Source organism: Labrys monachus, from assembly GCF_030814655.1.
Taxonomy (GTDB): domain Bacteria; phylum Pseudomonadota; class Alphaproteobacteria; order Rhizobiales; family Labraceae; genus Labrys; species Labrys monacha.
Genome location: NZ_JAUSVK010000001.1, coordinates 5631453 through 5655372, shown reverse-complemented (window position 1 = coordinate 5655372; position 23920 = coordinate 5631453). Strand labels below are relative to the sequence as shown.

22 protein-coding genes and 1 other annotated feature are annotated in these 23920 nt (G+C 67.0%); of the genes, 12 read left to right on the top strand and 10 right to left on the bottom strand.

The genetic code is table 11. From position 1 onward, the window contains the following. Positions 1–84: 84 nt before the first annotated feature. On the bottom strand, positions 85–516 hold the full coding sequence (locus J3R73_RS25870; RefSeq protein ID WP_307434055.1) for a DUF6911 family protein: 432 nt from the start codon (positions 514–516) through the stop codon (positions 85–87). Continuing rightward, entirely contained in the window at positions 513–2261 is a 1749-nt protein-coding gene (locus J3R73_RS25865) for a cytidine deaminase-like fold-containing protein (RefSeq protein ID WP_307434052.1), read from the bottom strand. Before J3R73_RS25865 ends, J3R73_RS25870 begins: the two co-directional genes overlap by 4 nt. Positions 2262–2430: 169 nt before the next feature. Here J3R73_RS25865 and J3R73_RS25860 point away from each other — a divergent pair, with 169 nt between their 5' ends. After that, positions 2431–3855 carry a hypothetical protein gene (locus tag J3R73_RS25860; RefSeq protein WP_307434050.1) on the top strand — a complete coding sequence of 475 codons (1425 nt, stop codon included), beginning with the start codon at positions 2431–2433 and terminating at the stop codon, positions 3853–3855. Positions 3856–4118: 263 nt separating this feature from the next. Next, positions 4119–4853, top strand: a complete 735-nt coding sequence (locus J3R73_RS25855) for a hypothetical protein (protein ID WP_307434048.1) — start codon at positions 4119–4121, stop codon at positions 4851–4853. Positions 4854–5097: 244 nt separating this feature from the next. Here the strand turns inward: J3R73_RS25855 and J3R73_RS25850 are convergent, their stop codons facing one another. The 4 genes from J3R73_RS25850 to J3R73_RS25835 form a co-directional block, all read right to left on the bottom strand. Next, positions 5098–6051: an ABC transporter permease gene (locus tag J3R73_RS25850; RefSeq protein WP_307434046.1), complete on the bottom strand. Its 954-nt coding sequence runs from the start codon at positions 6049–6051 to the stop codon at positions 5098–5100. Next, positions 6041–6979, bottom strand: coding sequence for an ABC transporter ATP-binding protein (locus tag J3R73_RS25845; RefSeq protein WP_307434044.1), 939 nt, complete (start codon positions 6977–6979; stop codon positions 6041–6043). The genes J3R73_RS25850 and J3R73_RS25845 overlap by 11 nt, the downstream gene beginning before the upstream one ends. After that, entirely contained in the window at positions 6976–8106 is a 1131-nt protein-coding gene (locus J3R73_RS25840) for a COG1470 family protein (protein ID WP_307434043.1), read from the bottom strand. Before J3R73_RS25840 ends, J3R73_RS25845 begins: the two co-directional genes overlap by 4 nt. A gap of 448 nt (positions 8107–8554) precedes the next feature. Beyond that, positions 8555–10624, bottom strand: coding sequence for an FUSC family protein (locus J3R73_RS25835; RefSeq protein ID WP_307434041.1), 2070 nt, complete (start codon positions 10622–10624; stop codon positions 8555–8557). Between the two features lie 144 nt (positions 10625–10768). On the opposite strand from J3R73_RS25835, the gene J3R73_RS25830 reads away from it, so the two are divergent. After that, a protein-coding gene (locus tag J3R73_RS25830) for an IS3 family transposase (RefSeq protein WP_370880013.1) occupies positions 10769–12000 on the top strand; the annotation gives its coding sequence in 2 pieces (ribosomal slippage) (positions 10769–11063 and positions 11063–12000; 1233 coding nt in all). After that, positions 11053–11169, top strand: a sequence feature (AL1L pseudoknot). Its footprint overlaps the gene before it by 117 nt. A gap of 68 nt (positions 12001–12068) precedes the next feature. Here J3R73_RS25830 and J3R73_RS25825 read toward each other — a convergent pair. After that, on the bottom strand, positions 12069–12191 hold the full coding sequence (locus tag J3R73_RS25825) for a hypothetical protein (protein ID WP_307434036.1): 123 nt from the start codon (positions 12189–12191) through the stop codon (positions 12069–12071). 1250 nt (positions 12192–13441) lie between these two features. Between J3R73_RS25825 and J3R73_RS25820 the strand changes: the two genes are divergently transcribed. Further along, on the top strand, positions 13442–13702 hold the full coding sequence (locus J3R73_RS25820; RefSeq protein WP_307434033.1) for a hypothetical protein: 261 nt from the start codon (positions 13442–13444) through the stop codon (positions 13700–13702). Between the two features lie 545 nt (positions 13703–14247). Beyond that, complete coding sequence (locus tag J3R73_RS25815) at positions 14248–14991, top strand: hypothetical protein (protein ID WP_307434031.1); 744 nt, start codon at positions 14248–14250, stop codon at positions 14989–14991. Positions 14992–15065: 74 nt separating this feature from the next. Here J3R73_RS25815 and J3R73_RS25810 read toward each other — a convergent pair whose 3' ends face one another. The 3 genes from J3R73_RS25810 to J3R73_RS25800 form a co-directional block, all read right to left on the bottom strand. Then, entirely contained in the window at positions 15066–15860 is a 795-nt protein-coding gene (locus J3R73_RS25810; RefSeq protein WP_307434029.1) for an ABC transporter ATP-binding protein, read from the bottom strand. Between the two features lies 1 nt (position 15861). After that, the gene (locus J3R73_RS25805) at positions 15862–16782 is read right to left on the bottom strand and encodes an ABC transporter permease (protein ID WP_307434027.1); all 921 of its coding nucleotides are present in this window, start codon (positions 16780–16782) and stop codon (positions 15862–15864) included. A 378-nt stretch (positions 16783–17160) separates the two neighbouring features. Further along, positions 17161–18126, bottom strand: a complete 966-nt coding sequence (locus J3R73_RS25800) for an ABC transporter substrate-binding protein (protein ID WP_307434025.1) — start codon at positions 18124–18126, stop codon at positions 17161–17163. A gap of 271 nt (positions 18127–18397) precedes the next feature. Here J3R73_RS25800 and J3R73_RS25795 point away from each other — a divergent pair, with 271 nt between their 5' ends. Genes J3R73_RS25795 through J3R73_RS25765 form a run of 7 tightly spaced genes read left to right on the top strand, consistent with a single transcriptional unit; the run spans position 18398 to position 23877 of the window. After that, positions 18398–19150, top strand: a complete 753-nt coding sequence (locus J3R73_RS25795; protein WP_307434023.1) for a GntR family transcriptional regulator — start codon at positions 18398–18400, stop codon at positions 19148–19150. A gap of 48 nt (positions 19151–19198) precedes the next feature. After that, positions 19199–20047, top strand: a complete 849-nt coding sequence (locus J3R73_RS25790; protein ID WP_307434021.1) for a BtpA/SgcQ family protein — start codon at positions 19199–19201, stop codon at positions 20045–20047. Then, the gene (locus tag J3R73_RS25785; RefSeq protein ID WP_307434019.1) at positions 20044–20766 is read left to right on the top strand and encodes a hypothetical protein; all 723 of its coding nucleotides are present in this window, start codon (positions 20044–20046) and stop codon (positions 20764–20766) included. Before J3R73_RS25790 ends, J3R73_RS25785 begins: the two co-directional genes overlap by 4 nt. Positions 20767–20776: 10 nt before the next feature. Beyond that, positions 20777–21082 carry a hypothetical protein gene (locus J3R73_RS25780; protein ID WP_307434017.1) on the top strand — a complete coding sequence of 102 codons (306 nt, stop codon included), beginning with the start codon at positions 20777–20779 and terminating at the stop codon, positions 21080–21082. Next, complete coding sequence (locus tag J3R73_RS25775; protein ID WP_370880012.1) at positions 21031–21849, top strand: ATP-binding cassette domain-containing protein; 819 nt, start codon at positions 21031–21033, stop codon at positions 21847–21849. Before J3R73_RS25780 ends, J3R73_RS25775 begins: the two co-directional genes overlap by 52 nt. Beyond that, positions 21849–22898 (top strand): ABC transporter permease, encoded by a 1050-nt coding sequence (locus tag J3R73_RS25770; protein ID WP_307434011.1) that lies wholly within the window; start codon positions 21849–21851, stop codon positions 22896–22898. The genes J3R73_RS25775 and J3R73_RS25770 overlap by 1 nt, the downstream gene beginning before the upstream one ends. Before the next feature lie 28 nt (positions 22899–22926). Continuing rightward, positions 22927–23877, top strand: coding sequence for an ABC transporter substrate-binding protein (locus tag J3R73_RS25765; RefSeq protein ID WP_307434008.1), 951 nt, complete (start codon positions 22927–22929; stop codon positions 23875–23877). Positions 23878–23920 lie beyond the last annotated feature (43 nt).

Here is a 23920-nt window from a genome sequence, read left to right as displayed (position 1 = left end):
CGACAGGATATCCGCTACGCTCGAATTCGCCAGACCATGGCCGTCGCTCGCCCGCGGCAGGCAATCCTCATCTGCTCAAGTCGATTATTCGTGCCGCACTCCCCAAGCCGTGATCCGGGGAGAAACGATCGTGCCCGTCTCGTAGAGCTGCCGGAAGATGTCGTAGACCCAGTCATAATCGGTAAAGACCGTGCGGTTGTCGTAGTCCTCGCCTCTGATTTCGAAAATTCCTTTGGGTCTCTTGGCGTCGAAGGAGAGACGGAAGCTCGGGACACCGCTCCTTTCATCCACGAATATAAGATGGTAATGACCGTTCTCGGCATAGAGACTCAGGCCTTTGGCATTCGCGCTAGTTTCGTTGATATCGAGTGCAATGCTCCCTTCTCGATTGCGAATGTCCGTCAACTTCTCCTCGATGAGTTCCCAGCGTGGCTTGAAGGTGTGATTGCCGTCATGGCGTCCGTCTGAATAGACAATTCCCCACGCAAAGCATATTTTATCGAATAATTCTGTCATTTTGTTACTCCGTCGATGGTGAGGAATTTGTCGCTTCCTTTTTTCCATATTAAGGTCTTGCCACTAAATTCTTGGTATATTGTTAATTCTTGCAAGCCTGAATTATTTGCAGCGACTGGTAAATCTCTCAGGCAGAATCGACACAAATCTTGGCCGGTTACAATCATTCTCAATGTCCCACCCTGTGTTAAACCGGAATCGTAGAATTTCTGCAGGACAGCGAGTTCGGCATGGGCATTTGATTGTTTCTCATTTGCATTCTGGGTTCGGTCGGTGTCCGCCAGTAGATCTCGAACATGACCTCCTATCAACGTGTCCTGGTTTGGATCGATGTAATCGGGACGAGATCTCTGATTTACGCTGTACTCCGTTCTGTCGTCGATCCTCCCGACGGCAAAGACATCGGGCTTGCGAAGCGTCTTGCCTGGATTGGCCATTTGATAGGTTCGCGCCTTGAGGGCATAATCCGTTTCCGCCTGAGTCTTCGCGTCGAATAACGCCTTAGTCCAGGGAGGGGGCGGGTTTGCAGTTTCATTAATATATGTGTCATTTTTGTTCCTGTCGGATTCTGTGGTCTCTTTCGAATTACTGTTTCGATAATTGTTCTTTGCCTGGACGGTTGCCGCTTCATGGCTGAGGCCCGCATTGCGTGCGGCTTGGTAGTCTGCGGGGTCGTATGCGTCATCGACCCCGTGGCTGGGCTGGACCTGTATGGGCTGCCGCGCCGGTGGATCATCGGCTGTGGCGGTCGGCGCTGCGGAGGATGTCGTTGCGGTGGCGCCCGGTTGCTGCGAGCGTTGCCACGCATCCGGATCGCCCCACCAGGGGCCTGCGGGCGACAACCAACCTGCCGTGGTTCGAAGGGCAACGACCGTTACCTTTCCGCCGGGCCGCTGCGGCGGCGCGAAGAGGAAGTCGTAGCCACCGGCCAAATAATACCGCTTGTAGTCCTCCGGTCCGGGCTGATCGGGCAAGAGTGCACGTGCGGCATTGATATCGCTGTTGAAATCGCTGAAGTTTTCCGCCCGAAAGCGAGTGACGATGTTGAGATCGACGCCAGCGGTTGATGCTTTCGTTGCCTCCTTCCAGATGTAGCTGGAGACAGCCGGCGGGACGTCGGTGCCGCCGAAGGGCAAGAGGGAGTAGCTCTTTGGGATCAGGGTGCCTTGATAGGGTTCAGACATGTCGGAGGGCAGCGTTAGAGCCGAGAAGAGCCCGGCCGCGACAAGGTCCGCTGCATTTGCGAGGCCACCTCGCTTGACGTAACGGCTGAGGAATTCCGAGAGGGGCATCGCCGTCAGCGGCTCTTCCGGCATGCCGACATAGCCGACACGGCCGGTGGACTGCGGGCTCGCAGGGGTCTCGCCGGTGGGCGTTTCGCCTGATGAAGGGGGCGGCGCGCTGGGCGCTAGGGGTGCCTGGGGCTTCGGAACGAGGATGCCGGATTGGCCCGGTCCGCTTTTGCCGGTGCGCAGCAGATAGGCATAGCGGACGGGGGTGTCGCTGACGGGTTTGCGCAGGTCGGCGGCGGCGAGGGCTTTGGCGGCGGGGATGTCGCCGCCATTGGTCTTGAGGTTGTTCTGTACCAGGCGCGGGAAGAGCGCCTGCGCGATCGGTGAGGGGTCCACGCCCGCTATGCCGCCGGTGCGGGCGATCTCGCTCGCCGCCGATGCGGAGAGATCGATGTCCGTGCCGGCGCCGGGGCGGGGCGGCGCCGGGGGCATGGCGGCATTGTCGAGCGCCACGGGGCTCGCCGGTGCGGCGGCGCCCGCACCCTCGCCTTGTGCCGGATCCGGCAGGACGGCGGCGAACAGGCGGCCGGCGACGGGGTTGTCGCCGCGGGCATAGGCGGCGACGGCTCGGTTCGAGCAGGCGGGGAATGCCGCTGTCGACGAGTTGCCGGAACAGGGCGTCTTGCCGGGCGGGATCGCGGATCGCCGCGATGGTGTCGCGCAGCGGGCCGATGCGCTCGGCCATCGGCCTGCTCGTATCGGCGAAGGCCCCGACGATGGCGGAGGCCATGGCCCGGGGCAGATAGCGCCGCTCGCCTGCCGGCACGCCGGCGGCATCCATCAGGGCGGCGGTCCGGTCGACGAGGCCGGGCAGGGTCCGGCGCAGCGTGGCGGGATCGGCGCCTTCGAGGGCCTGCCAGCTTTGGGCGAGGGCGGGATAGAGCTTGCCGAGGGTGCCGACGGGGTCGGCGGCGCGTTCGGCCCGGTAGCGGGCGACGGCGGCGGCGGCGTTGGCGAGGAAGCGCTGGCCGTCAGGGTCGGTGGCGGTCGCGTAATGGGCGAGCGCGGCGTCCTGGGCGGCATCGGGCTGATGCAGCAGGGCGGTGATCGCCGGCGCGTCCTTGCTGACGAAGGCATCGGCCTCGTCGAAGCGCCGGGCGCCCTCCTCGGGGCCATAGGCGGTGATGAAGGTCTGCCGGTCGGGCGGCGGCCCGTCGAGCCTGCCGGTGAGCGGGGCGTCGGCGAGGCGCTGCTGCAGCCCGGCGACATCGGCCCGGGCGGCGGCCTGCTTCTGGGCCTGGTTCGTCTGCCAGTCGAGCGCGAGTTGCTGGCGCTGCGCCGGGGTGAGGGTGTCGACGCTGGGATCGACCGGCCCTTCGTCCATCATGAGCGGCAGGACGGCCCGGTCCTCGGGCGAGAGCGTCATCCCGAGTTCGGCGAGGCCTCGGCCGGAGGGATCGTCGCCATGGCGGCCCTGCCAGGGGGCGGTCTGCAGGGCCTGCTGCGTCGCCGTCCATTGCGCTGCGCGCGCCGCCGCCGGCACGCTCGACTGGTTGGCCTGCTGCGCCTTCAGCACGCCGAGGGCCGAGGGCAGGAGCCCCGGACTGGCGCGCACCTGGTCGGCCATATCCGAGACCGACCGGCCGAAGGCGGCCTGCTCATAGGCGCCGCGCCCCTCCAGCTCCATGCGGGCGGCGGCGAGGGAGGCGCGGTCGCGGTCCTGCGCGAGCAGGCCGGCATAAATGTCGCGATTGGCGGGGGAGACGGTCTTGAGGAAATCGTCGTCCGCCTGGGTGCGGCCGGCCATGACGGCGTCGTGGAAGCCGGTGGCCTCAGGCGCCATGCCGGCGCGGGCCTGCTGCAGGGCCTGGTCCTGGGTGAGGCTGTGGCGCTGGAAGGCGACCTGGTCGTCGAAATCGGCCTGTTGCTTCTGGCGCGCCAGCCAGCGGGCGGCGACGTCGCCGACGGTCTGGCCGAGCTGCTGCAGCGCCTTGGCGGCGTCGTCATAGGCCTGGATCTGCGGCGCGGCGGGCACGGCAAGGCCCTCCTGCGCCACGTAATCGGGAAAACGGGGCAAGGCTTGCTCCAAACAAAAGCCCGCCGGTGAGGGCGGGCTGGGTGGGTTCGGGAGCGGGCCGGACGGTCAGTGCGGATCGGGATCGGGACAGGGGGCGACGCCGGACCTGTGGGCGCGCGGGCCATGCCCGCGCGAAGACGACGACGGCGTCCGAAAACGCAAAACGCCCGAAGCAAAGCTCCGGGCGCCCAATGTCGTCATCGTCTCAGCCTGCATGTCGCAAGCGGAGGAGTCAATGTTTCGTACGCTTTTTGTTCCGTACGGTATCCTGCGTTTCTTTCACTTGCTACAGTTTGCCGCCTGTCGATCGAATCGCAGGAATAGAATGGAAACGGGGCGCCGCCGGTTTTCGCGCGATGCTTTCAGAAGCCGTCTGCGGCCCGGAAAGATTGATTGGAAAGCCATCCATGTCCGATATCGACCTTCTTGTTCTCGATCGCAACGTGACCGAGGCACCATCCGCGGATACGAGGTTCGGCGGCCTGCCGTCGGCCGACAGCGACGTCGCCTGGCCCGCATGCCGGGAATGCGGCGGCAACATGCAGTTCCTCGGTCAGGTCCGGCTTGCCGGAGCGCGGCGGCTCCACCTCATCTTCATGTGCGCGAACGATCCCGGCATGTGTTCGGATTGGGAAGCGGATGGCGGATGCAATGCCGTGATAGGCACCGGCATCGACGGCCTCGGGATCGTGGAGGCGCCGTCCGAGGGCGAGGTCGTGCGGGGCAAGCCCTATGGCGCCCGCATCGAGCAGGTCCAGGCCGCCGATTACGGGCAGGCCCGCACGCTCTGGGAAGAGCGCCATCCCGGCCGCGAGCAGGAGGTTCTCGGGTTCATCGGCGGCGAGGCGGACTGGCTGCAGGGCGATGAGACGCCGAGCTGCGATCATTGCGGCGAGCCGATGCGCTTCGTCGTTCAGCTTGAAGAAGGCCCCGACGACGGGAGCGGAATGAACTTCGGCGGCGGCTGTGGGTATCTCTTCGAATGCGACTGCGCGGGAGGCAGCGGCAAGTTCCTGTGGCAAAGCTGACCGTGCGGCTGCTGTCTGGCGAAAAGGCTGCGGATTCGGTGAGGACACGCTCCTTCGCTCGCCGGCGCCGGGGGTGGAGGAGCGGCCGGCGCTCCGTTTCACTCGGCGCTCGGCGTTTCCGAGAGGCGGACGGACGGGACGTCCGCGCTCCCGGGAGGTGGCGCTTCTCCCGGGAGCATACGGCCCGCTCTGTCGGAGGGGAGGGGGCGATCGGTGATCGGTCCCCAACCGCCCCGGCGAGGGCTCAGGCCCTGACCTCCTGGCGTTGGAACGCGACATAGGCGATGGTGTAGACCAGCACCATGGCGGCGATCAGGCCGGAAAGCTGGGGCCAGATCAGCAGCGCGCTCTGGCCGAAGGGGAGAGGCGCCCCCATTACCGCGCCTTCGAGCTGGCTCATGAAGACGAGGCCGAGCGAGCGCGTCGCCGGGTCGAGCAGTGCCTGCATCGCCTCGCCATAGAGCGTGTTGGGCGAGATCCGGCCGATCGCCTGGCTGACTTCGAGCTGGTGCACCATCGTCGCGGGGTCGAAGGGATTGACCGGCGCGAGGATGCTGGCGGCCAGCGGTCCGATCATGCCCCAGAACAGGGTGAGCACGAGCCAGAGCGTCAGCGCCGCCAGCGCTGAAGTCGCCGGCGAACGGAACAAGGTCGAGAACAGCACCGCCACCGCCAGCCACACGCCGGCATAGGCGAGCGAGGCGACCAGGAAGGCGATGCCGCGCAGGATCTCCTCGCCCGAGGGCGGCAGGCCGAGCGTCAGGATGCCCATGCCGGTGACGAGCAGCCAGAGCGTGACGAGGCAGATGCCGATCACGATCAGCCCGCCCAGGAACTTGCCGGCGAGCAGCGCGTCCCGGTAGATCGGCTGCGACAGGATGCGGCTCATGGTGCGCCGGCTGTATTCGCCGTTCACCGCGTCGAAGCCGAGGGCGATCGCCACCAGCGGCAGGAGGAAGCCGAGGAAGGCGACGAAGGAGGGCAGCGGAGCGCGCGCCGTCGTCAGCAGGCGCAGGAACAGGAACGGATCCTCGCCGACATTGGCCTTGATCTGGCCGATGGCGCCGTAGATCGAGCCGGCGGCGGTGAGGATGACGAGGAGGACGACCAGGTGAAGCCGCGCACTGGTCATGTGGTCGGCCGCCTCCTTGAGGGCGACGGTCGAAGCGCCGGTAAACGGGGAACCTTCACGCCGCATGGGACACCTGCTCGAAATAGCGGACATAGACCTCATCGAGGCTGGAACGGTCCATCGAGAGCCGCGTCAGCGCGCCGCCCGCTTCGACGATCCGCCGCGCGGCGTCGCCGCGCACGTCGCGGTCGGCATCGATGCGCACCAGGCCGGATCCGACCGGCGCGACGCGCGTGATCCCGGCGAGGCCCTGCACCGCCGCCGCGACGTCGCAGCCGGAGGCCTCGATCTCGACGACGTAGGAGCCGCCGAGCACGCGGCTGGCGAGATCGCCGACCTTGCCGATGAGGCCGACCTTGCCGCGATGGAACAGCGCCACCCGGGTGCACAGCGTCTGCACCATGCCGAGCAGATGCGAGGAGAGCACGATGGTCATGCCCTCGCGCGCCAGCCGGGCGATGAGGTCGAGCAGCTCCTGCGTCGATTGCGGGTCGAGGCCCGAGGTCGGCTCGTCCAGGATGGCGACCTCGCAGGCCTTGACCAGCAGGTCGGCGATGCCAAGGCGCTGGCGCATGCCGCGCGAAAAGGTGGCGACGCGCCGGTCCGCCACGTCCTGCAGGCGGACGCGGGCGAGCGCCTGCGCGATGCGGCTGCGCGCCTCCTCTATCGGGACGCCGCCGAGCCGCGCCGTATAGGCGAGGTTCTCGCGCGCGGTCATGCCGTCATAGAAGCCGACGGCGTCAGGCAGGTAGCCGACCCGCTTCTTCACCTGCAGCGGCTGGCGCAGCGGATCGAGGCCGAGGACGCGCACTTGCCCGGCCGTCGGCTCGGTGAGGCCGAGCAGCAGCAGGATCGTCGTCGTCTTGCCGGCACCGTTGGGGCCGAGCAGGCCGAAGATCTCGCCCCGTTCGACGGTGAGATCGAGCGCATCGACCGCGATCGCCTGGCCGTAGCGCTTGGTGAGGCCTTTCGCCTCGATGACGGGGCCGCTCATCGCCGGCCATACCGGGTGACGGCGAAGCCGAGCACGACCACCGCCGCGCCGATGATGCCGATGCCGGCCGCACCCCACATCGTCGAGGTCGTCACGGTCACGCGGAAATCGGCATTGTCGGAGGCGCCGTCGCCGGAGGCGCTGACATTGACCATGTAGTCGCCGGCGATCGCCTTGTCGGAGGGCGTCATGTGCACGACGACCTGCTGCTGGCCGTTGGGCGCGATGGCGTCGAAGCTTTTCGGCTCGAATTCCGTCTTCCAGCCCGAGGGCGCGCTGGCCGACAGCGAGACATTCTTGGCCGGCGCGGTGCCGGAATTGCCGAGGGTGAAGGTGAAGTCCTGGTCCTTGCCGGCCTCGGCCTGGCCGGAGAGCCGCCCGTCGGGGCCGGACAGGCTGATCCGCGGCTGGCCGGTGATGTCGAGCCCGAGTCGGGTCTCGCTCTTCGTCCGGGCGCTCGTCGCGGCGATCTCCACCGCATACTGCCCGGCCGCGATGGTCTTGGGCGGGGCGACGGAGACCTTGAGCGTCTTGGAAGCGCCGGCCTTGACGGGGATGCTCGTCAGCTCCTGGGTGCCGTACTGCTCCTTGAAGGTAGCGACGAAGCCGGGCGGAGCGGCGGCGACGAGATTGTAGGTGGCGTCGTCCGGGCTGTCGTTCTTGAGGGTGACGTTGAAGTCGAAGCTCGAATTGGCGGTGCCGCGCAAGGCCGGCAGCTCCGGCTGCAGTGCGGTCTTGGCCGGGGCCTGCGCCGCCAGCGTCAGCGCGATCGGCAGATCGAGCGCCTGGCCGTCGGCGGTCTTGCCCTTCACCGTGAAGGCGTAGTCGCCCGGCTTCACGTCCTTCGGCATCGTCAGCTTGAGGCTGAGGCGCTGGTTCTCGTCGGGCGAGACCATGGCGGCGGTGACGGGCTTGCCGTCGCCGGTGAGCTGCCAGCTCCAGCCCTTCGGCAGGCCGTCGACGGAGAAGGAGACGGTGGTCAGCGGCTTGCCGACATTGGAGAGGGTGACGGGGAGGGAGGTCGCGTCGCCGATATGCTCGGTCAGGCTGGGAAAGTCGGTGGCGAGCCACAGGCCGGCGGGCTTGGCGGGCTGGTCCGCGGCGAAGGCCGGGGCGGCGGCCAGCATCAATCCTCCGGAAAGAAGGAGTGCCGAGGCAAGGGGGTGAAGGCGCATGGTCAGGTCTCTCCCGTCGATGGTTCATTGGCGGCGGCCCAGCCCCGCACCGCTCGTTACGGGCAGAGACATCGGCGTCGACTTTGACGGGAATCCGGCAAGGCGACTGTCGCGGGATTAAACCTTCGTAGGGTTTTGCGCGCCTGGGTTGTGGCCGGAATTTATGTCGTCCTGCGATGGAAGCGGGGAGCGGCGCGTGCGCCGTCCGAGAGCGAAACCGTTCGGGGGAAAGCGTGAACTTCGCGGGTGGTTACGGGTATCTTTTTGAATGCGATTGCGCGGAGGGCAGCGGCAAGTTCCTGTGGCAGGGCTGACCTTTCGAGCCGCCAGCGATTGCAACAGGCGTTCAGGCCGGTGCCTCTCGGCGCCGCAACGCGAAGAGGCGGGTTCTGATCTCCGTTCAGCCCGCACGCTGCGCGGGGAGGGGATGAGGAGCCGCGCCGGGGAAGGAACAGGCGGCCAGCGCCGCGTCGATGCGCAGCAGCAGCCGGACGGCGTGATGCGCCCTGTCGTCGAGCGCCGGGACGACCTCGGTGCCGGTGTCGGCCTCCTGCGGCGGCGGAGGCGTGCCGGCGGTGAGCCGCCCCAGCCACGCCCCGATCCCTTCCACGGCGCGGCGCGCCGGGCCGACCAGGGCCGGATCAGTGATCGGCGCGCCCCTGAGGGCGATGTCCGCGAGTTCGCGCGCCCAGCTCTCGCATCCGCCGAGCAGGACCATGCGCCGCTGCAACTCGCCGTCCCGCGATAGCTGGAAGCCGGACAGCCGGGAGGCCGCGGCGGTGCGCAACTCGCCGAATCGCTGGCTCACCGTGAGGATGCGGGAGGGCAGGTCCGCGGAAGAAGCCTCGTCCAGCATCACCGCGGCCGAGCCGCGGACGAGATCCACCAGCGCCTGCGCGAAGGCTGATGTCGCCTGGTCGACGACGTGGCGATCCCGCCGCACCAGCACCAGGCTGGCGACGAGCCCGCCCGAGATCACGCCGACGGCCGCCTCCTCCAGGCGCAGCAGGAGGACGTCGAAGGTGAAGTAGCCGAGCATGCCGAACAGCAGTCCGAGGATGATGGTGATCCAGAACACCATGACGCCATAGGCCGCGACATTGGCCTGGAAGGCGAGAAAGACGGCGACGATGATGACGGCGAGGCTCGCCAGTTCGTGGCCCGCCAGCAGCGTGGCGAGGAGCACGCCGCCGACCAGCCCGCCAGTGGTGCCGAGGATGAAGGCCATCCCCTTGGCGATGGATTCGCCCCGCGAGCGCGTTCCCTGGAACATGACGAAGGCGGCGAAGGCCGCCCAGTACCAGCGGTTCGGCAGGACGATTTCGCTCAGCATGATGGCGAGGGCGGTCGCGAGCGCGGTCTGGAGCGCCGGCTTCCACCCGGCGATCGCCGGGACAGGCGGGGCGACCGCAGGCTTGTCCGGCCCGGCGCTCGGCGCCTTCCGCTGGACATGCTTCAGCATCGCGATCGCCGTGCCGAGCGGGCCGCCTTCCGAGCGGGCGGGACGATCGCCGTTGTTCGCGTATGACGCCGCCAGTTCCGAGACGATCGCGGCGCGTTCTGCCGGCGTGCCGAGGTCCTCGCCGGCGATGCGGGCAACCCGTTCGGCGCCCAGCCCGATTTCCAGAAGCTGGAGCCAGCTTCTGCCATAGACGCCGGCCGCTCCGGCGATGGCGTTGAGGCGCGCCTGGGCCAGCAGGATCGCCTCGGCGAGCCGCTCGACCTCGCGGCCGAGCGCCGCCTTTCCGCCAGGCTTCCAGGCGCCCGCAGCGGCGGCGGCCCCGATCAGTGCGAGCATGCGGTCGATGCGGCCGCGGATCGCGCCTTGCAGCCGTTCGAACTCTGCGGCCGGCCTTTCCGGCATCAGCACGCAGCGCAGCAGCGCCGCGTCGGCCGCCGCCAAGGCGAGGACCAGCATCCGCATCGGCACGGTTTCGACCGGCTGGCCGGCGACGAGGGCGAAGACATAGGCCACGAGCGACACCATGCCGATCGAGACATAGCGCGGGCCGCGGACCGCGAAATAGGTGACGGCGAACATCAGCACCGGCAGGGCGACCTTTCCGGCCACGGACTGGCCGCCGAGGACGGAGGCCGCGAAGGTCGTCGCGCAGGCGCCGAGGCCGGCGAACAGGATCGTCTTCAGTTTCTCGCCGGTGGACAAGGGCGGCACCGTCGCGGCGATGAACAGCGCGACGGCGAAGCCGAGGACGCGGTCGAGGATCGGGAGTTCGACCGCCGTCCCGATCAGGACCACGAGAAAGAAGGTCAGCGTGCCCGCCAGCGTGGCCCTCAGCGCCGCCAGCAGCCGGAGGGAGCCGGGATCGGGCGGCAGCAGGCGGTCGAGGGCGGCGTGCAGGAGACCGGCCGAGGCGAGATGATGTACCCTGCCTTCCGGATGTTTCCCGCTTTGCGTCGGCCCGGCCTCCTGCCGGACTTCGCCAACATCGCGCGGTGTCGTGTTCGCCATCGAGAAGCACCCGTGCCGGCGAGAGAGGCGGCGTCACCTGCATGGCGCCGATCTTTTAATTTGAGGTATTCCCGGCCGATACGAAAGAAGTATCTGAACCAGGCCGGGTTTGCCGGAGGCTCCAAACTTTGAGAAAGTGGAGCTATGAGCAAATTAGGACAGGTCAAGCATTCGCCTGAAGTGCACGAACGAGCGGTCCGCATGGTTCGCGAGCATAAGGGCGAGTACAATTCGGAATGGGCAGCGATCGTCTCGATAGCGGAGAAGATCGGCTGCAAGGCGGAGACATTGCGGCTGTGGGTTCGTCAGGCCGAGCGGGATGAAGGCCAGCGGCCGGGCCCGACGACGACGGAGCAGGCGCGGATCAAGGAGCTCGAGCGCGAGGTTCGTGAGCTTCGCCAGGCGAACGAGATCCTGCGCAAGGCATCAGCTTATTTTGCCCAGGCGGAGCTCGACCGCCCACGCAAGCCATGAAAGCCTTCATCGACGAGCATCGCTCGGATTATGGGGTCGAGCCGATCTGCAAGGTATTGCCGATCGCCCCTTCCACCTACTGGGAGCATGCTGGCCGCCAGGCCGATCCCGCTCGGGTACCCGAGCGGGATCGGCGCGATGCGGCGCTGAGCCCTCAGATCCGGCGGGTCCACGCTGAGAATCTCTCGGTCTACGGCGCCCGCAAGGTCTGGCTCCAGCTTGGCCGGGAGGGTCATCGGGTCGCGCGCTGCACGGTGCGCCGCCTGATGAAGCGCCTGGACCTGCGCGGGGTTATCCGGGGCAAGACGGTCAAGACGACCGTGAGTTCCCCGGCCACGCCCTGTCCGGCAGACAAGGTCAACCGCAACTTCAAGGCGGCCCGTCCCAATGCCTTGTGGCTGTCGGACTTCACCTATGTCTCGACCTTGTCGAGCTTCGTCTACGTCGCGTTCGTGATCGATGCCTTTGCCCGCCGGATTGTCGGCTGGAAGGCCTCGACCTCCATGCAGTCGGCCTTCGTGCTGGATGCCCTGGAGCAGGCCTTGCATGCTCGTCAGCCCATCAAAGGCGAAGGCCTGATCCATCATTCCGATCGAGGGGTGCAATATGTCTCGATCAAATATACCGATCGATTGAAGGACGCCGGCGTCGAGCCCTCGGTCGGCAGTGTCGGTGACAGCTACGACAATGCCCTCGCCGAGACCATCAACGGCCTCTACAAGGCCGAGGTGATCCATCGCCGAAGCTCATGGCGCACCATGAGCGAAGTCGAGATGGCCACCCTCGAATGGGTCGACTGGTTCAACAATCGCAGACTACTCGAGCCGATCGGCAACATGCCGCCGGCCGAAGCCGAGGCCCGCTACTGGGCTCAACAATCCGAGTTCGCCATCGCGGCGTGACTCAAACGAAACCGCCTCCGGCAAACCCGGCCTGGTTCAATCCGGGGCGAGCGAGCCGACGGGCCGCCCTAGGCGTGAAGCCTGAGCAGGCCTCCGATGATGCGATGCGGATGGCGGCCTGCCGCGGCGGCGCGGAAGGTGGCGATGACAGGAATGCGATCGAGGACGGGGCTGTCGACCTGTCCGGCCATGCGCGGGCTTCAGGCACATTGCGCTGGCATAAGGGAATTGCCTGCCTTCTCCCGAGTCGGGAGAAGGTCCGGTAGGGGATGAGGGTCTAAACTTCGACGTAGATAGCTCAATAGCTTCGCTGGAATTGCAGAAGTCTAGACCCTCATCCGGCGCTGCGCGCCACCTTCTCCCGCTTGGGAGAAGGAAAATCGCGCTATTTTCGGCAAAGCTGGTTCGTCACCGGCTCTTGGCCGCCCCCGTGAGAGAAAATGCCCGTTCCAATTGAATCAATGTGTTGCGATCTATTTTCTTCCCAGCACGTAGGAGCTTCAGGCATGCGTCTTCCTCGCCGCACCCTGACCGGGCCGGATTGTGCACGGGAAGTCGGGGCGACGACGGCTGTGTGGTGTCAGCCGTGGTGCGGTGGTTGGCTATGGACGTGAGGAATCGGGGCCTGGCATGTTGTGCAAGGCCGCCGTCGCCCCTTTCCCGCCAAGCCGAGGCGCGCCAACAGGCAACGCGCCGAGGCTCGGCTCTCTCCCATCGATCCGGATCAAGCCTTCGGCCTGAACCGGGGTGCCGGACGGGAGGCATCGCCGGCGCCGGAGGGCACGGTTCCCTCCATCGCCAGTCCTGCCGGACAGGCCACGCATCCCGACACGGCTTCCGGGCCAGGGAAGCCGATCGGGACGTGCAAGCCTCACCCACGGAACGGCGGGACAGGGGCCTTGGCGGACGGCTTATATCTTCGCCGCACCCCGCCGGCCGGGCAGCCGGGTCCCCGTGCTGCCGCGGCCGCGGACGCTGCGGGCCGGGTTTGCCGGCCGCCGGCGTCCGACAAGGCGATCCGGCCTGGATATGCCCGCTGTCCCATCCTCGCGGACGGTTCGGCCGGCGGCCGGCGCCTCTCCTGTCTCGCGCGGGATCGAGGGCAGGCCCGAAGGCGGCCCGATCCCGGCAAGTTCCTCATCGAGCCCCGTGTGCAGACCTGACGGCCGGGTGATCGCACACCCGGCGCTACCGGATGTCGGCGGTCCCGGCATCGCGCCTGAAGAAGACGCAATGGGGCGGTCTGCAGCGATCCCTTTCGGCGCCGGCCCAGCCATGGCTTCCAACACCATGGCAAGACGGACAAGCGCCTCGATGCGGCTGGCACGCCGCAGGCGTAAACCGGGATCGGCCGGGGTGGGTGGAAGGCACGGAGCGGTATCGCGAACCTTGGCCCCGCCGCGCTTCGTTCCGAGGAAAAGTAGGCCATGGCAAAGGGCGAATGTCAAGGTCTGTGCGTGTTTTGTTCCATAAGGACATGGCGGCCGATGGGCCGAAAACCAAGGCGTGGGGCGGCCATGAAGGCAAGGACAGGGGACGAATAAAGTGCAGCGTCACCGTTATTCAGGTGTGGCCGCTGGACGTGAACGGCAGGCCCATGGTCGGCACCGCCAAAGTGCCTGCGGCGGACCTGCATACCGGACGTTTCCGCTACGCGCCGCCGACTGTATTTCAATTATCGGACGGCGGTTATCGTCAATAGATTCCCGTGTCTGGCGGCTCGACAATAGGCCGGAAGTGATCGGATCCGGGTCTTCGTCCGACGGCGTGAACGGAGGATGGAGTCGGCCGGAGCGGGTGGAAGGGGCGGGCTGGTATCGCGAGCCTTGGTCCTGCCGCGCTTCGTTTCGAAGGAAAGTATGCTAGGCGGAAGGGCGGATGTCACGATTTGTTCTTGTTTTGTTGGCATCGCCGCGGCATAGTGTGATTATGTTCGTTTAATCGACGCATCTCCATGATGTGCTCCATTTGCCTCTCGGCAGCCCAGATGAATTTGCCCCTGGTGTACTTCCAAGGTCGACAAAGACTTGAAGTCCTTACGTCGATCCAAACAATATCAGCGTTGCCGCAAACGTGGGCGCCAAGCTTTGGATGCGATCCACTAGCTTGACTGTCACGTTCATCGTGAGCGCCTACGATGATAGATTGTTTCGGATTGGTGTCGAGTGTATAAAGATGCTGCACACGGGTTGAATAGACTTGAATAGAAACGTTTATGTGCATGGGCTTTGAAAATCTGGGGGAGTTATGACTGAAATTGAAATTACGAGACGGCAATCCGATTCTTTGATTGTTCGGCTGTGGCGCGGAGATGTGCCGCTCGCGGTGACTTACTGGGTATTCGGCGTTGTGGTCGGGGCGATACTGCGATTGGCGCTTCCTGGGGTCACTTATCTCGTTTTCGCAAACGCTAAGAACCTCAGTAATTTCGACGTCAGCGCGATACTGTACCTTGCCTGGGGTGTTGTATCTGCATATTTCATATTCGTTTTTGTAGCTATATGGCGCAGTGCGGCAAAATACGCCAAGCTGAAACCGGACAAAAAAGGACGGGCTATTTTAGCGCAAATTGTGGTGTTTCTGGGATTTGTCTCGTTCGTTTCAAATGTCGGGATTCAAATGTCGAGAGATAGCCGAAAGGCTTTGACAACTGAAAGTTCAAGTTCGCCAGACGAGAAGATGCAGTATCAGGCGATGATGGCGGGCTTGAATTCAGATCTTCCAAAGATGATCGATGCGGTTACGCGGCTCAACAAGATCAATATCGACAGAGATGGAATCCAATATTACGAGACAATCACAGTTCCCGTCACTGACAAAGACGGTTTTCTTAATCGCCTAAAGGTAAGCGTCTCAAATTCGCTTTGTAAATCGAATGCAAATACATTAGACCTCATGAGGAATGGCTCGACGTTTCGTTATTACTACTTGGATAGCGATAATCGGTTGATAGGCAGTTTGGCCGTAACTGAGCATGATTGCCCATCTTGACCGACGTCGTAATGATTTGGATCGCTTCATGCACTGTTGTATAAGCGCTCCCGTCGGTGCAAAGGAAGCGAGCCTCACCCCAGCAGCAAGCTATCGTCGTCCAGCTCTTCCCCGCGCACCCTGCTGAACAGCTTGAGGAGATCCGGCACGTCGAGGCCTTGGCGCTCGTTGCCGGCGAGGTCGAAGGCGACCTTGCCTTCGTGCAGCATCACCGTGCGGGTGCCGTAGTCGAGCGCGTGGCGCATCGAATGGGTCACCATCAAAGCGGTGAGCTTCTGCTCCTCCACGATGCGGCGGGTCAATTGCAGCACGAAATCGGCGGTGCGCGGATCGAGCGCGGCGGTGTGTTCGTCGAGCAGCAGGATCTTCATGCCGGCGAGCGTCGCCATCAGCAGGCTGACGGCCTGGCGCTGGCCGCCGGAGAGCAGGCCCATGGAATCGCCGAGGCGGTTTTCGAGGCCGAGGCCCAGCACCGCCAGCCGGTCGCGGAAGACGGCGCGGCGGGCGGCGTCGAGCGAGGCCCTGAGCCCGCGCGCACGGCCGCGGGCATGGGCGAGCGCCATGTTCTCCTCGATCGACAGCGCCTCGCAGGTGCCGGCCATCGGATCCTGGAACACGCGGGCGACGAGGCCGGCGCGCCGCGGCGCCGACCAGCGGGTGACGTCGATGCCGCCGATCTCGACCCGGCCGCGCTCGGCGGCGACATCGCCGCTCAGCACGTTCAGCAGGGTCGACTTGCCGGCGCCGTTCGAACCGATCACCGTGACGAATTCGCCGGCGGGAATGGCGAGGTCGAGGCCGCGCAAGGCGCGGTTCTCGAGCGGCGTGCCCCGGCCGAAGGTGACATGGACGCCCTGGACCGCGATCATCTCAGGCGCTCCGCCGGAACAGGGATTTGAGCGGATTGCGCATGCTCGGCAGCATCAGCGCCAGGCCGACGAGCACCGCCGTCACCAGATTGAGGTCGGAGGCCTGCAGGCCGAGCACGCCGGTGTTGAGGGCCAGCGCGATGGCGATGCGGTAGACGAGCGCGCCGATCACGCAGGCCAGCAGCATCACGACGATCGAGCGGGTGCGGAACAATGTCTCGCCGAGGATGACGGCGGCGAGGCCGCTGACGATGGTGCCGGTGCCGACGGTGACGTCGGCGAAACCCGCGGTCTGCGCGAACAGGGCGCCGGCGAGGGCGACGAGGCCGTTCGACAGCGCCATGCCGACATAGATGTGCAGGCTGGTCGAGATGCCCTGCGCCCGCGCCATGCGCGCATTGGCGCCGGTGGCCCGCATCGCCAGGCCGAATTCCGAGGTCAGGAAGCGGCCGAGCGCCAGCCCGACGGCGAGGACGACGACGGCGAGCGTCACCACCTTCAGCATGGCCCGCACCGGCAGGCCGAGGGCGGCGATCGCCGGCGACAGCCAGGTGAACAGGTTCACTACCGTGTCCTGGTTGATCAGCGCGACGTTCGGCTTGCCCATGATGCGCAGATTGACAGAGAACAGCGCGATCATCGTCAGGATGCTGGCGAGCAGATGCAGGATGCCGAAACGGACATTGAGCCAGGCCGTCACCAGCCCGGCGACGGCGCCGGCGGCGATGGCGGCGAGCGTCGCCAGCACCGGATCGACCCCGGCGACGATCAGCGTCGCCGCCGTGGCGGCGCCGAGCGGGAAGCTGCCGTCGACCGTGAGGTCCGGAAAGTTGAGGACCCGGAAGGACAGATACACCCCGAGCGCGACCAGGGCATAGACCAGGCCGATTTCGATGGCGCCCAGAAAGGCGAACAGGCTCATCGGCTTATCCTGCTGAAGGTGTGCCGGGGTGCGTGGACATTCTGTCCACAGGCATCGGACCTGGCCGGCGAAGGCACGATTTGCCTTCTCCCGTGTGGGAGAAGGTGGCGCGCAGCGCCGGATGAGGGACTCAACTTCGACAATTCAAACATCTTTATCGAGCTATTCGTCGAGGTTTAGACCCTCATCCCCCTGCCGGGACCTTCTCCCGGCCCGGGAGAAGGCGGCCAATTCTCGGATCCCAGAGCGTCTTGTGTTTTGACGGAATCAGCAAAGCGCAAAGACGCGTCGAAAAACAAGGAGTTAGAGCAAAGCGCCGTTTCTGCCTAAACGCGCTTTGCTCGAGAGCATACGGGCAAGATCCCGCGCTGCCGATCCTCAGTCGATCACCTTCTTGGCGCGGCTCAGCACCGCCGGCGGGATGGTGACGCCCATGGCGGCGGCGGCCTTGGTGTTGATGAACAGATCGGTGCCGCTGGCGTTGCGCACGGGGATGTCGCCGGGCTTCTCGCCCTTCAGCACGCGCACGACGACGGCGCCGGTCTGGCGGCCGATCTCGTAATAGTTGAAGCCGACCGAGGCGATGGTGCCGCGCACCACGCTGTCGGTGTCGCCGGAGAACACCGGGATCTTGTTGTCGGTGCCGACGCCGATCACCGCCTCGAGCGCCGAGACGATGGTGTTGTCGGTGGGGACGTAGATCACGTCGACCTTGCCGACCAGGCTCTCGGCCGCCGCCTGCACGTCGGCCGATTTCGAGGCGGGCGCGACCACGATCTCGACATTCCACTTCGGCGCCATCTTCTGCAGCGCGGCGACCAGCACCGCGCCGTTGGCTTCGCCCGGATTGTAGGGCACGCCGATCTTGCGGGTGTTGGGCAGGATCTCCTTGATGAGATCGAGGTGGTCGGCCAGCGGCGAGAAATCGGCGATGCCGGTGACGTTGCCGCCGGGATGGTCGCGATCTTTGACGAGCTGGGCGCCGACCGGATCGGTGACGGCGGTGAACACCACCGGGATGTCCTGCGTCGCGGCGACCACGGCCTGCGCCGAGGGCGTGGCGATCGGCACGATGACGGTCGGGTTCTCGCCGATATATTTCTGGGCGATCTGCGCGGCGGTGGCCGGGTTGCCCTGCGCGGATTCATAGTGGAAGACGAGGTTCTCGCCGTCCTTGTAGCCGGCTTCCTCCAGCGCCTTCTTGACGCCGTCGCGCGCCGCGTCGAGGGCCGGATGCTCGACGATGGCGGTGACGTCGACCGTCACCTTGTCGGCGGCGAAGGCCGCCGAATGCAGAAATGCCAGTGCCACGCCCGCTGCGAGCGCCAATCGTCCGATGCGCATAGTGTTTTCCCTGCTTCGCCGGCAGGCCCGCACGCTTCGCCTCCCCGGCGCATGCGGGCCTGAATCTCCCGCCAAGCGATCAACGAAACCTTCGCGCAATGCAAGAGGGCTTCGGGCCGGCAGCCGGAAAATTTGGGCCGATGCCCGCTCGAAACCGCGCGCGGGCCGGCCGCGCTTTCGGTGAGACGCGCCTTTCGGCTGCCTGAAAATTTCGCGCCGCTGCCCGGAATCCGGGCTGGACTCAATTGTCATAATGTTCCTACATTCGCCCATGAGCTGGAACGCCACACCCCTGTCGCACGGCCCCGTCCCCCTGTGGTTTCAGATCGCGGAGCGCCTGCGCGCCGCCATCGCCGCGGGCACGTTTTCGGCCGGTGACGTGCTCCCGTCCGAGGCCGAGCTGCACGCCGCCTTCGGCGTGAGCCGGACGACGGCCCGCGCCTCGCTGGAGCGGCTGCGGCAGGAAGGGCTGATCAGCCGCCATGCCGGACGGGGCTCGATCCTGCTGAAGCCCAAGGTCGAGCAGCCGGCCAACCAGCTCGCCAGCTTTTCCGAGGATATGAGCCGGCGCGGCCTGCGGGCCTCCTATGCGACGGCGAGCGCCGCGCCCGCGCCGCTGACGAGCGAGGCGGCGGAGGCGCTGGGCTTGGCGCAGGGCGCCGAGGCCTTCTGCATCCACCGGCTCCTCCAGGCGGACGGCGAGCCGATGGGGCTATCCGTCTCCTGGCTGGCGCCGGAGGTCCTCGCCACCTCGGCGCCGCCGACCGTCGCCGACCTCGACGCCGGCTCCCTCTATGCCTGGCTCGCGCGCCATTGCGGCGCGCGGATCACCGGCGGGCACGAATATATCGAGGCGGCCGGTGCCGACGCCGCCACGGCGCGAAGCCTCGGCGTGGCGCGGAACGCGCCGATCCTCGTCGCGCGCCGCCGCTCATGGGGGCCGGACGGCAGGCCCGTCGAATATGCGGTGATGCGCTATCGCGCCGACCGCTACCGTTTCAGCGTCGACCTCGCGCGGGCATGACGCCATGTCCCGTCCGCGCCTCCCCTTGATTGAAAAGAGTGATTGCCCGTGAAACCCCAGGTCCTGCCTGCCAAGCCCAACATGCTGGAGACGCTGTTTCCGGTGAAGAAGCCGGTGATCGGCGTCATCCATCTGCGTCCCCTGCCGGGCGCGCCGCGCTATGCCAACGAGCCGGTCGGGGACATCTATGCGGCGGCGGTGGCCGATGCGCGGACGCTCTCGCAGGGCGGCATCGACGGCATCATCCTGGAAAACGCCAGCGACATGCCGTTCGCCCGGCCAGAGCATATCGGCCCCGAGACGGTGGCGGCGCTGACGGCGGCCTGCCTCGCGGTGCGCGGGGCGGTCGACACCCCGATCGGCATCACCTGCGTCGCCAACGGCGTCATTCCGGCCCTGGCCGTCGCCAAGGCCGTGGGCGCCCGCTGGGTTCGGGCCAACCAGTGGGTCAACGCCTATGTCGCCAATGAGGGCATCCTCAACGGCCCCGCCCCGGAGGCGATGCGCTACCGCTCCCGCATCCGCGCCGACGAGGTCGCCATCTTCGCCGACGTCCACGTCAAGTTCGGCGCCCATGCCATCACCGCCGACCGCAGCATCGCCGAGCAGGCGACGGATGCCGAATGGTTCGACGCCGACGTGCTGATCGCCTCCGGCACGCGGACGGGCTCGCCCACCGAGCCGCGCGAGGTCGAGGAGGTGAGGGGCGGCACCAACCTGCCGGTCATCGTCGGCTCCGGCCTCACCGCCGAGCAGGTGCCGTCGCTGTTCGGCGTCGCCGACGGCGCCATCGTCGGCCAGTGGCTCAAGCATGACGGGCGCTGGTGGAACGCCGTCGATCCCCGCCGCGTCGAGGCGCTGATGAACGCCGTCTCCGCCGTGAGGAGCGCGGCATGACCCTGCTCACCGGCGAAACGGACGTCTTCTCCGCAGCCGCGACCGGGCAGCGCTGCGTCGTCGCCTTCCTGGCCAGGCGCCTGCCCGCCGCCGGGGGCATCTTCGGCGCCCGCGAGCGCGAGGCGGTCGGCGCCGTCCTGCGCGACCTCGCGGCCGAGGGCTGGCACCTGTCGGTGCGGGCGATGTTCGGGGACGGCGACGGCGCGGAGCCCGCGGCGTTCGATTGCGGCTTCGCCCACAATGTCGACATCGCCGGCGCCTTCGAGGCGCCGACGGTCTCGGCCGCCGTCGAGGGCACCATCCGCCTCGAGCGGGCCGGCTGGTCGCGGCGCTTCGCCACCGAATGGCTGCTCGGCCCGCGCGAATTCGCCACCGTGCGCGGGCAGGGGGCGGCGACGGAACGCGACTGGGGCTTCCTCGCTCTGTGGGAATGGAACGATGCCTGGGCGGCGGCCACCCCGGACGAGCGCCGGGAATACGACGCCGAATGCGACGTCGCCTTCAGGAACGACCTCGCGCTCGACGTGACGATCGCCGGCCGCCACCGCCTCGACTGGGCGAGCTCCTGGCATCATCTCGGCATCTGGGAGGTGCCGGACCTGGCGACGGTGGACGAGGCGATGACCGGGCATGAGCACGCGGCCGACTTCAAGTTCACCACCTCCCGCCATTTCATCGGCCGTCGCAGGCCGCTGGCCGACCTGCTGGCCGCCGCCTGAGGAGCGCATCATGAACGCAACGATCTGGATCCACTATGCCCGCCCCCGCCCGCATTGGTACGGGCTCGGCCCCGAGCAGCAGGCCGAGCACAAAGCGGCCTGGCGCGAGGTCGCGCAGGCGTCCGCGGCGAAGGGCGCCGAGCCTCTCGGTGCCTATCACGTGCGCGGCCAGCATGATTACGAGACGGTGGAGGTCTGGCGCTTCCCGAGCCCGGAGGCGGCGTTCGAGCATTGGGCCGGCCTGACGGCGAGGGCCTATGGCGAATGGTTCGCCTTCGCCAACAATGTCGGCCTCTCCGCCGAGGTGCTGCCGTGACGGCGGTCCCGCTCCTCGAAGCGCGTGGCATCCGGCGCCAGTTCGGCCATGTGCACGCGCTGGATGGAGCGGACTTCACCGTCTTCCCCGGCGAGATCTGCGCCCTGATCGGCGACAACGGCGCCGGCAAGTCCTCGCTCGTCAAGATCCTGTCGGGTGCGGACCGGCCGGACGGCGGCCAGATCCTGCTCGGCGGCCAGCCCGTCTCCTTCGATTCGCCCCATGCCGCCCAGCGCCACGGCATCGCCACCGTCTACCAGGACCTGGCGCTCGCCCCCGAGCTGGCGCCGTTCGAGAACCTCTTCCTCGGCCGGGAGGAGATGAAGCCCGGCCTGCTCGGCACGCTCGGATTTCTCGACCGCGCCTCGATGCGGCGCAAGGCGGCGGACCAGTTCGCCCGGCTCGGCGTGCGGCTGCGCTCGGCCCGCGTCTCCGTCTCCTCGCTGTCCGGCGGCCAGCGCCAGTCCGTCGCCATCGCCCGGGCGGCGATGTGGGCCGACAAGGTGATCTTCATGGACGAGCCCACCGCCGCCCTCGGCGTGGTGCAGACCGGCCGGGTGATCGAGCTCATCCGCCAGGTGCGCGACCAGGGCATCGCCGTCGTCCTCATCAGCCACAACATGCCCCAGGTGCTCGCCGTCGCCGACCGCATCGAGGTGCTTCGCCTCGGCCGGCGGGTGGCGAGGATCGAGGCCGCGACGGCCAGCGTCGACAGCCTGATCGCCGCGATGACGAGCGGCACGGCCGACGCCAAGGAGATGCCGTGATGGCGAGCGCCAACGATCCCACTTCCGCCGCCGAGGCCGAGGCCGGCGCGAGCCGCGATGTCTGGGGCCGCCTTCTCGGCGGCGGCTGGATCTTCCTGCTGCTGATCGCCCTGATCGTGATCTTCTCGGCGCTGCGGCCGACGCAGTTCGGCTCCGCCTACAACCTGTCGATGCTCGCGGTGAATGCCGCGATCCTGCTGGTGCTGTCGGTCGGGCAGACCTTCGTCATCATCGCCGCCGGCATCGACCTGTCGGTCGGCGCCGTCCTCGTCTTCGCCTCCATCACCTCGGCGCAGGCGATGCTGCATCTGTCCGGCGCGCCCGGCGGCACCTACGGCACGACCGGCGGCGGCTGGGGCGTCGTCCTCGCCGGCCTCGCCGTCGCCCTGGCCAGCGGCGCCTTCTGGGGCGCGGTGAACGGCTTCCTCGTCGCCGTGGCGCGCATTCCCGCGCTGATCGTCACGCTCGGCACCTTCGGCATGGCGCTCGGCTTCGCGCAGATCCTCACCAACGGCGTCGATGTCCGCGCCGTGCCGGAACTGCTCGTCGACGTCATCGGCTCCGGCACGGTCGCCGGCGTGCCGGTGCTCGTCGTGATCGCCATCCTCGTCAGCCTGCTCGGCGCCGTCGTGCTGCATCTCACGCGCTTCGGCCTGCATGTCTTCGCCGTCGGCTCGGATGCCGAGGCGGCGCGGCGGTCGGGCATCAATGTGCGGGCGCGCCTCATCGGCATCTATGTGCTGTCGGGCATGCTCGCCGGCCTTGCGGCGATGATGTCGACGGCCCGCTTCGGCACCACGACCATCGGCGGCCATGCGATGGACAATCTCTCGACCATCTCGGCGGTGGTGCTCGGCGGCACCAGCCTGTTCGGCGGCATCGGCAGCATCGCCGGCACGGTGGTCGGCGTGTTCATCCCCATCGTCCTGCTGAACGGCTTCGTGATCCTCGGCATCCCGCCGTTCTGGCAGACGGTGGCGACGGGCGCCGTGCTCGTCCTCGCCGTCTGGATCGACCAGCTCAAGCGCCGCGCGAGAGAACGCGGCTGAGACTCAACCATCCAACAGGAGAACGCAGATGAAGACGAAACATCTTCCCGTCGCGGCCGGGCTTGCCGCCGCAGGCTTCCTTTTGTCCACCGCCGCCTTCGCCGCCGAGCCTTCGGTCGCGCTCGTGCTCGGCGTCAAGGGCAGCCCGTTCTACCAGGCGCTCGCCTGCGGCGCCCAGGCCAAGGCCAAGGAGCTCGGCCTCGCCCTCACCGTCTCGGCGCCCGACCAGTTCGCCGCCGACAGCCAGATCCCGGTGGTCAACGCCGTCGCCGCCACCAAGCCGGCGGTCGCCGTGGTGGTGCCGACGGACGCGCAGGCGCTCGTCGCCCCGCTGAAGCAGCTCGCCGGCCTCGGCACCAGGATCGTCACCGTCGACCAGACGGTCCGCGACAATTCCTTCGTCGAGACGCAGATCGTCACCGACAACGAGCAGGGCGGCAAGCAGGCCGCCGACGCCATGAACACGCTGCTGGGCGGCAAGGGCAAGGTGCTGGTCATCACCCAGCCGCCGGGATCGGCGGCGCAGGACGCCCGCACCACCGGCTTCGAGGAGGAGCTGAAGAAATATGCCGGCCTCGATTATCTCGGGCCGCAATATCAGAGCGACGACCCGCAGAAGGCGGCGGAGATCGTCACCTCCACGCTGTCGGCTCATCCCGACCTCGCCGGCATCTTCTCCACCAACGACCAGGGCGCCATCGGCGCGCTGACCGGCCTGCGGCAGGCGGGGGCGCTCGGCAAGGTCAAGGTCGTCGCCTATGACGCGGCGAGCGCGGAGGTCGCCGCCTTCAAGAACGGCAGCATCCAGGCGCTGATCGCCCAGAATCCCAAGGTCGAAGGCGAGGTCGCCATGCAGACGGCGCTCACGCTGACCAAGGGCGGCCATCTCGACAAGACGACGCTGACCGAGATCGTCACCATCAAGGCCGGCGACACCGCGACCGCCGACAAATACGAGTACAAGGGCGACTGCATGTGATGCGGCGCCCGGCTCCGGCGTTCGCGCCGGAGCCGTCCCGAAC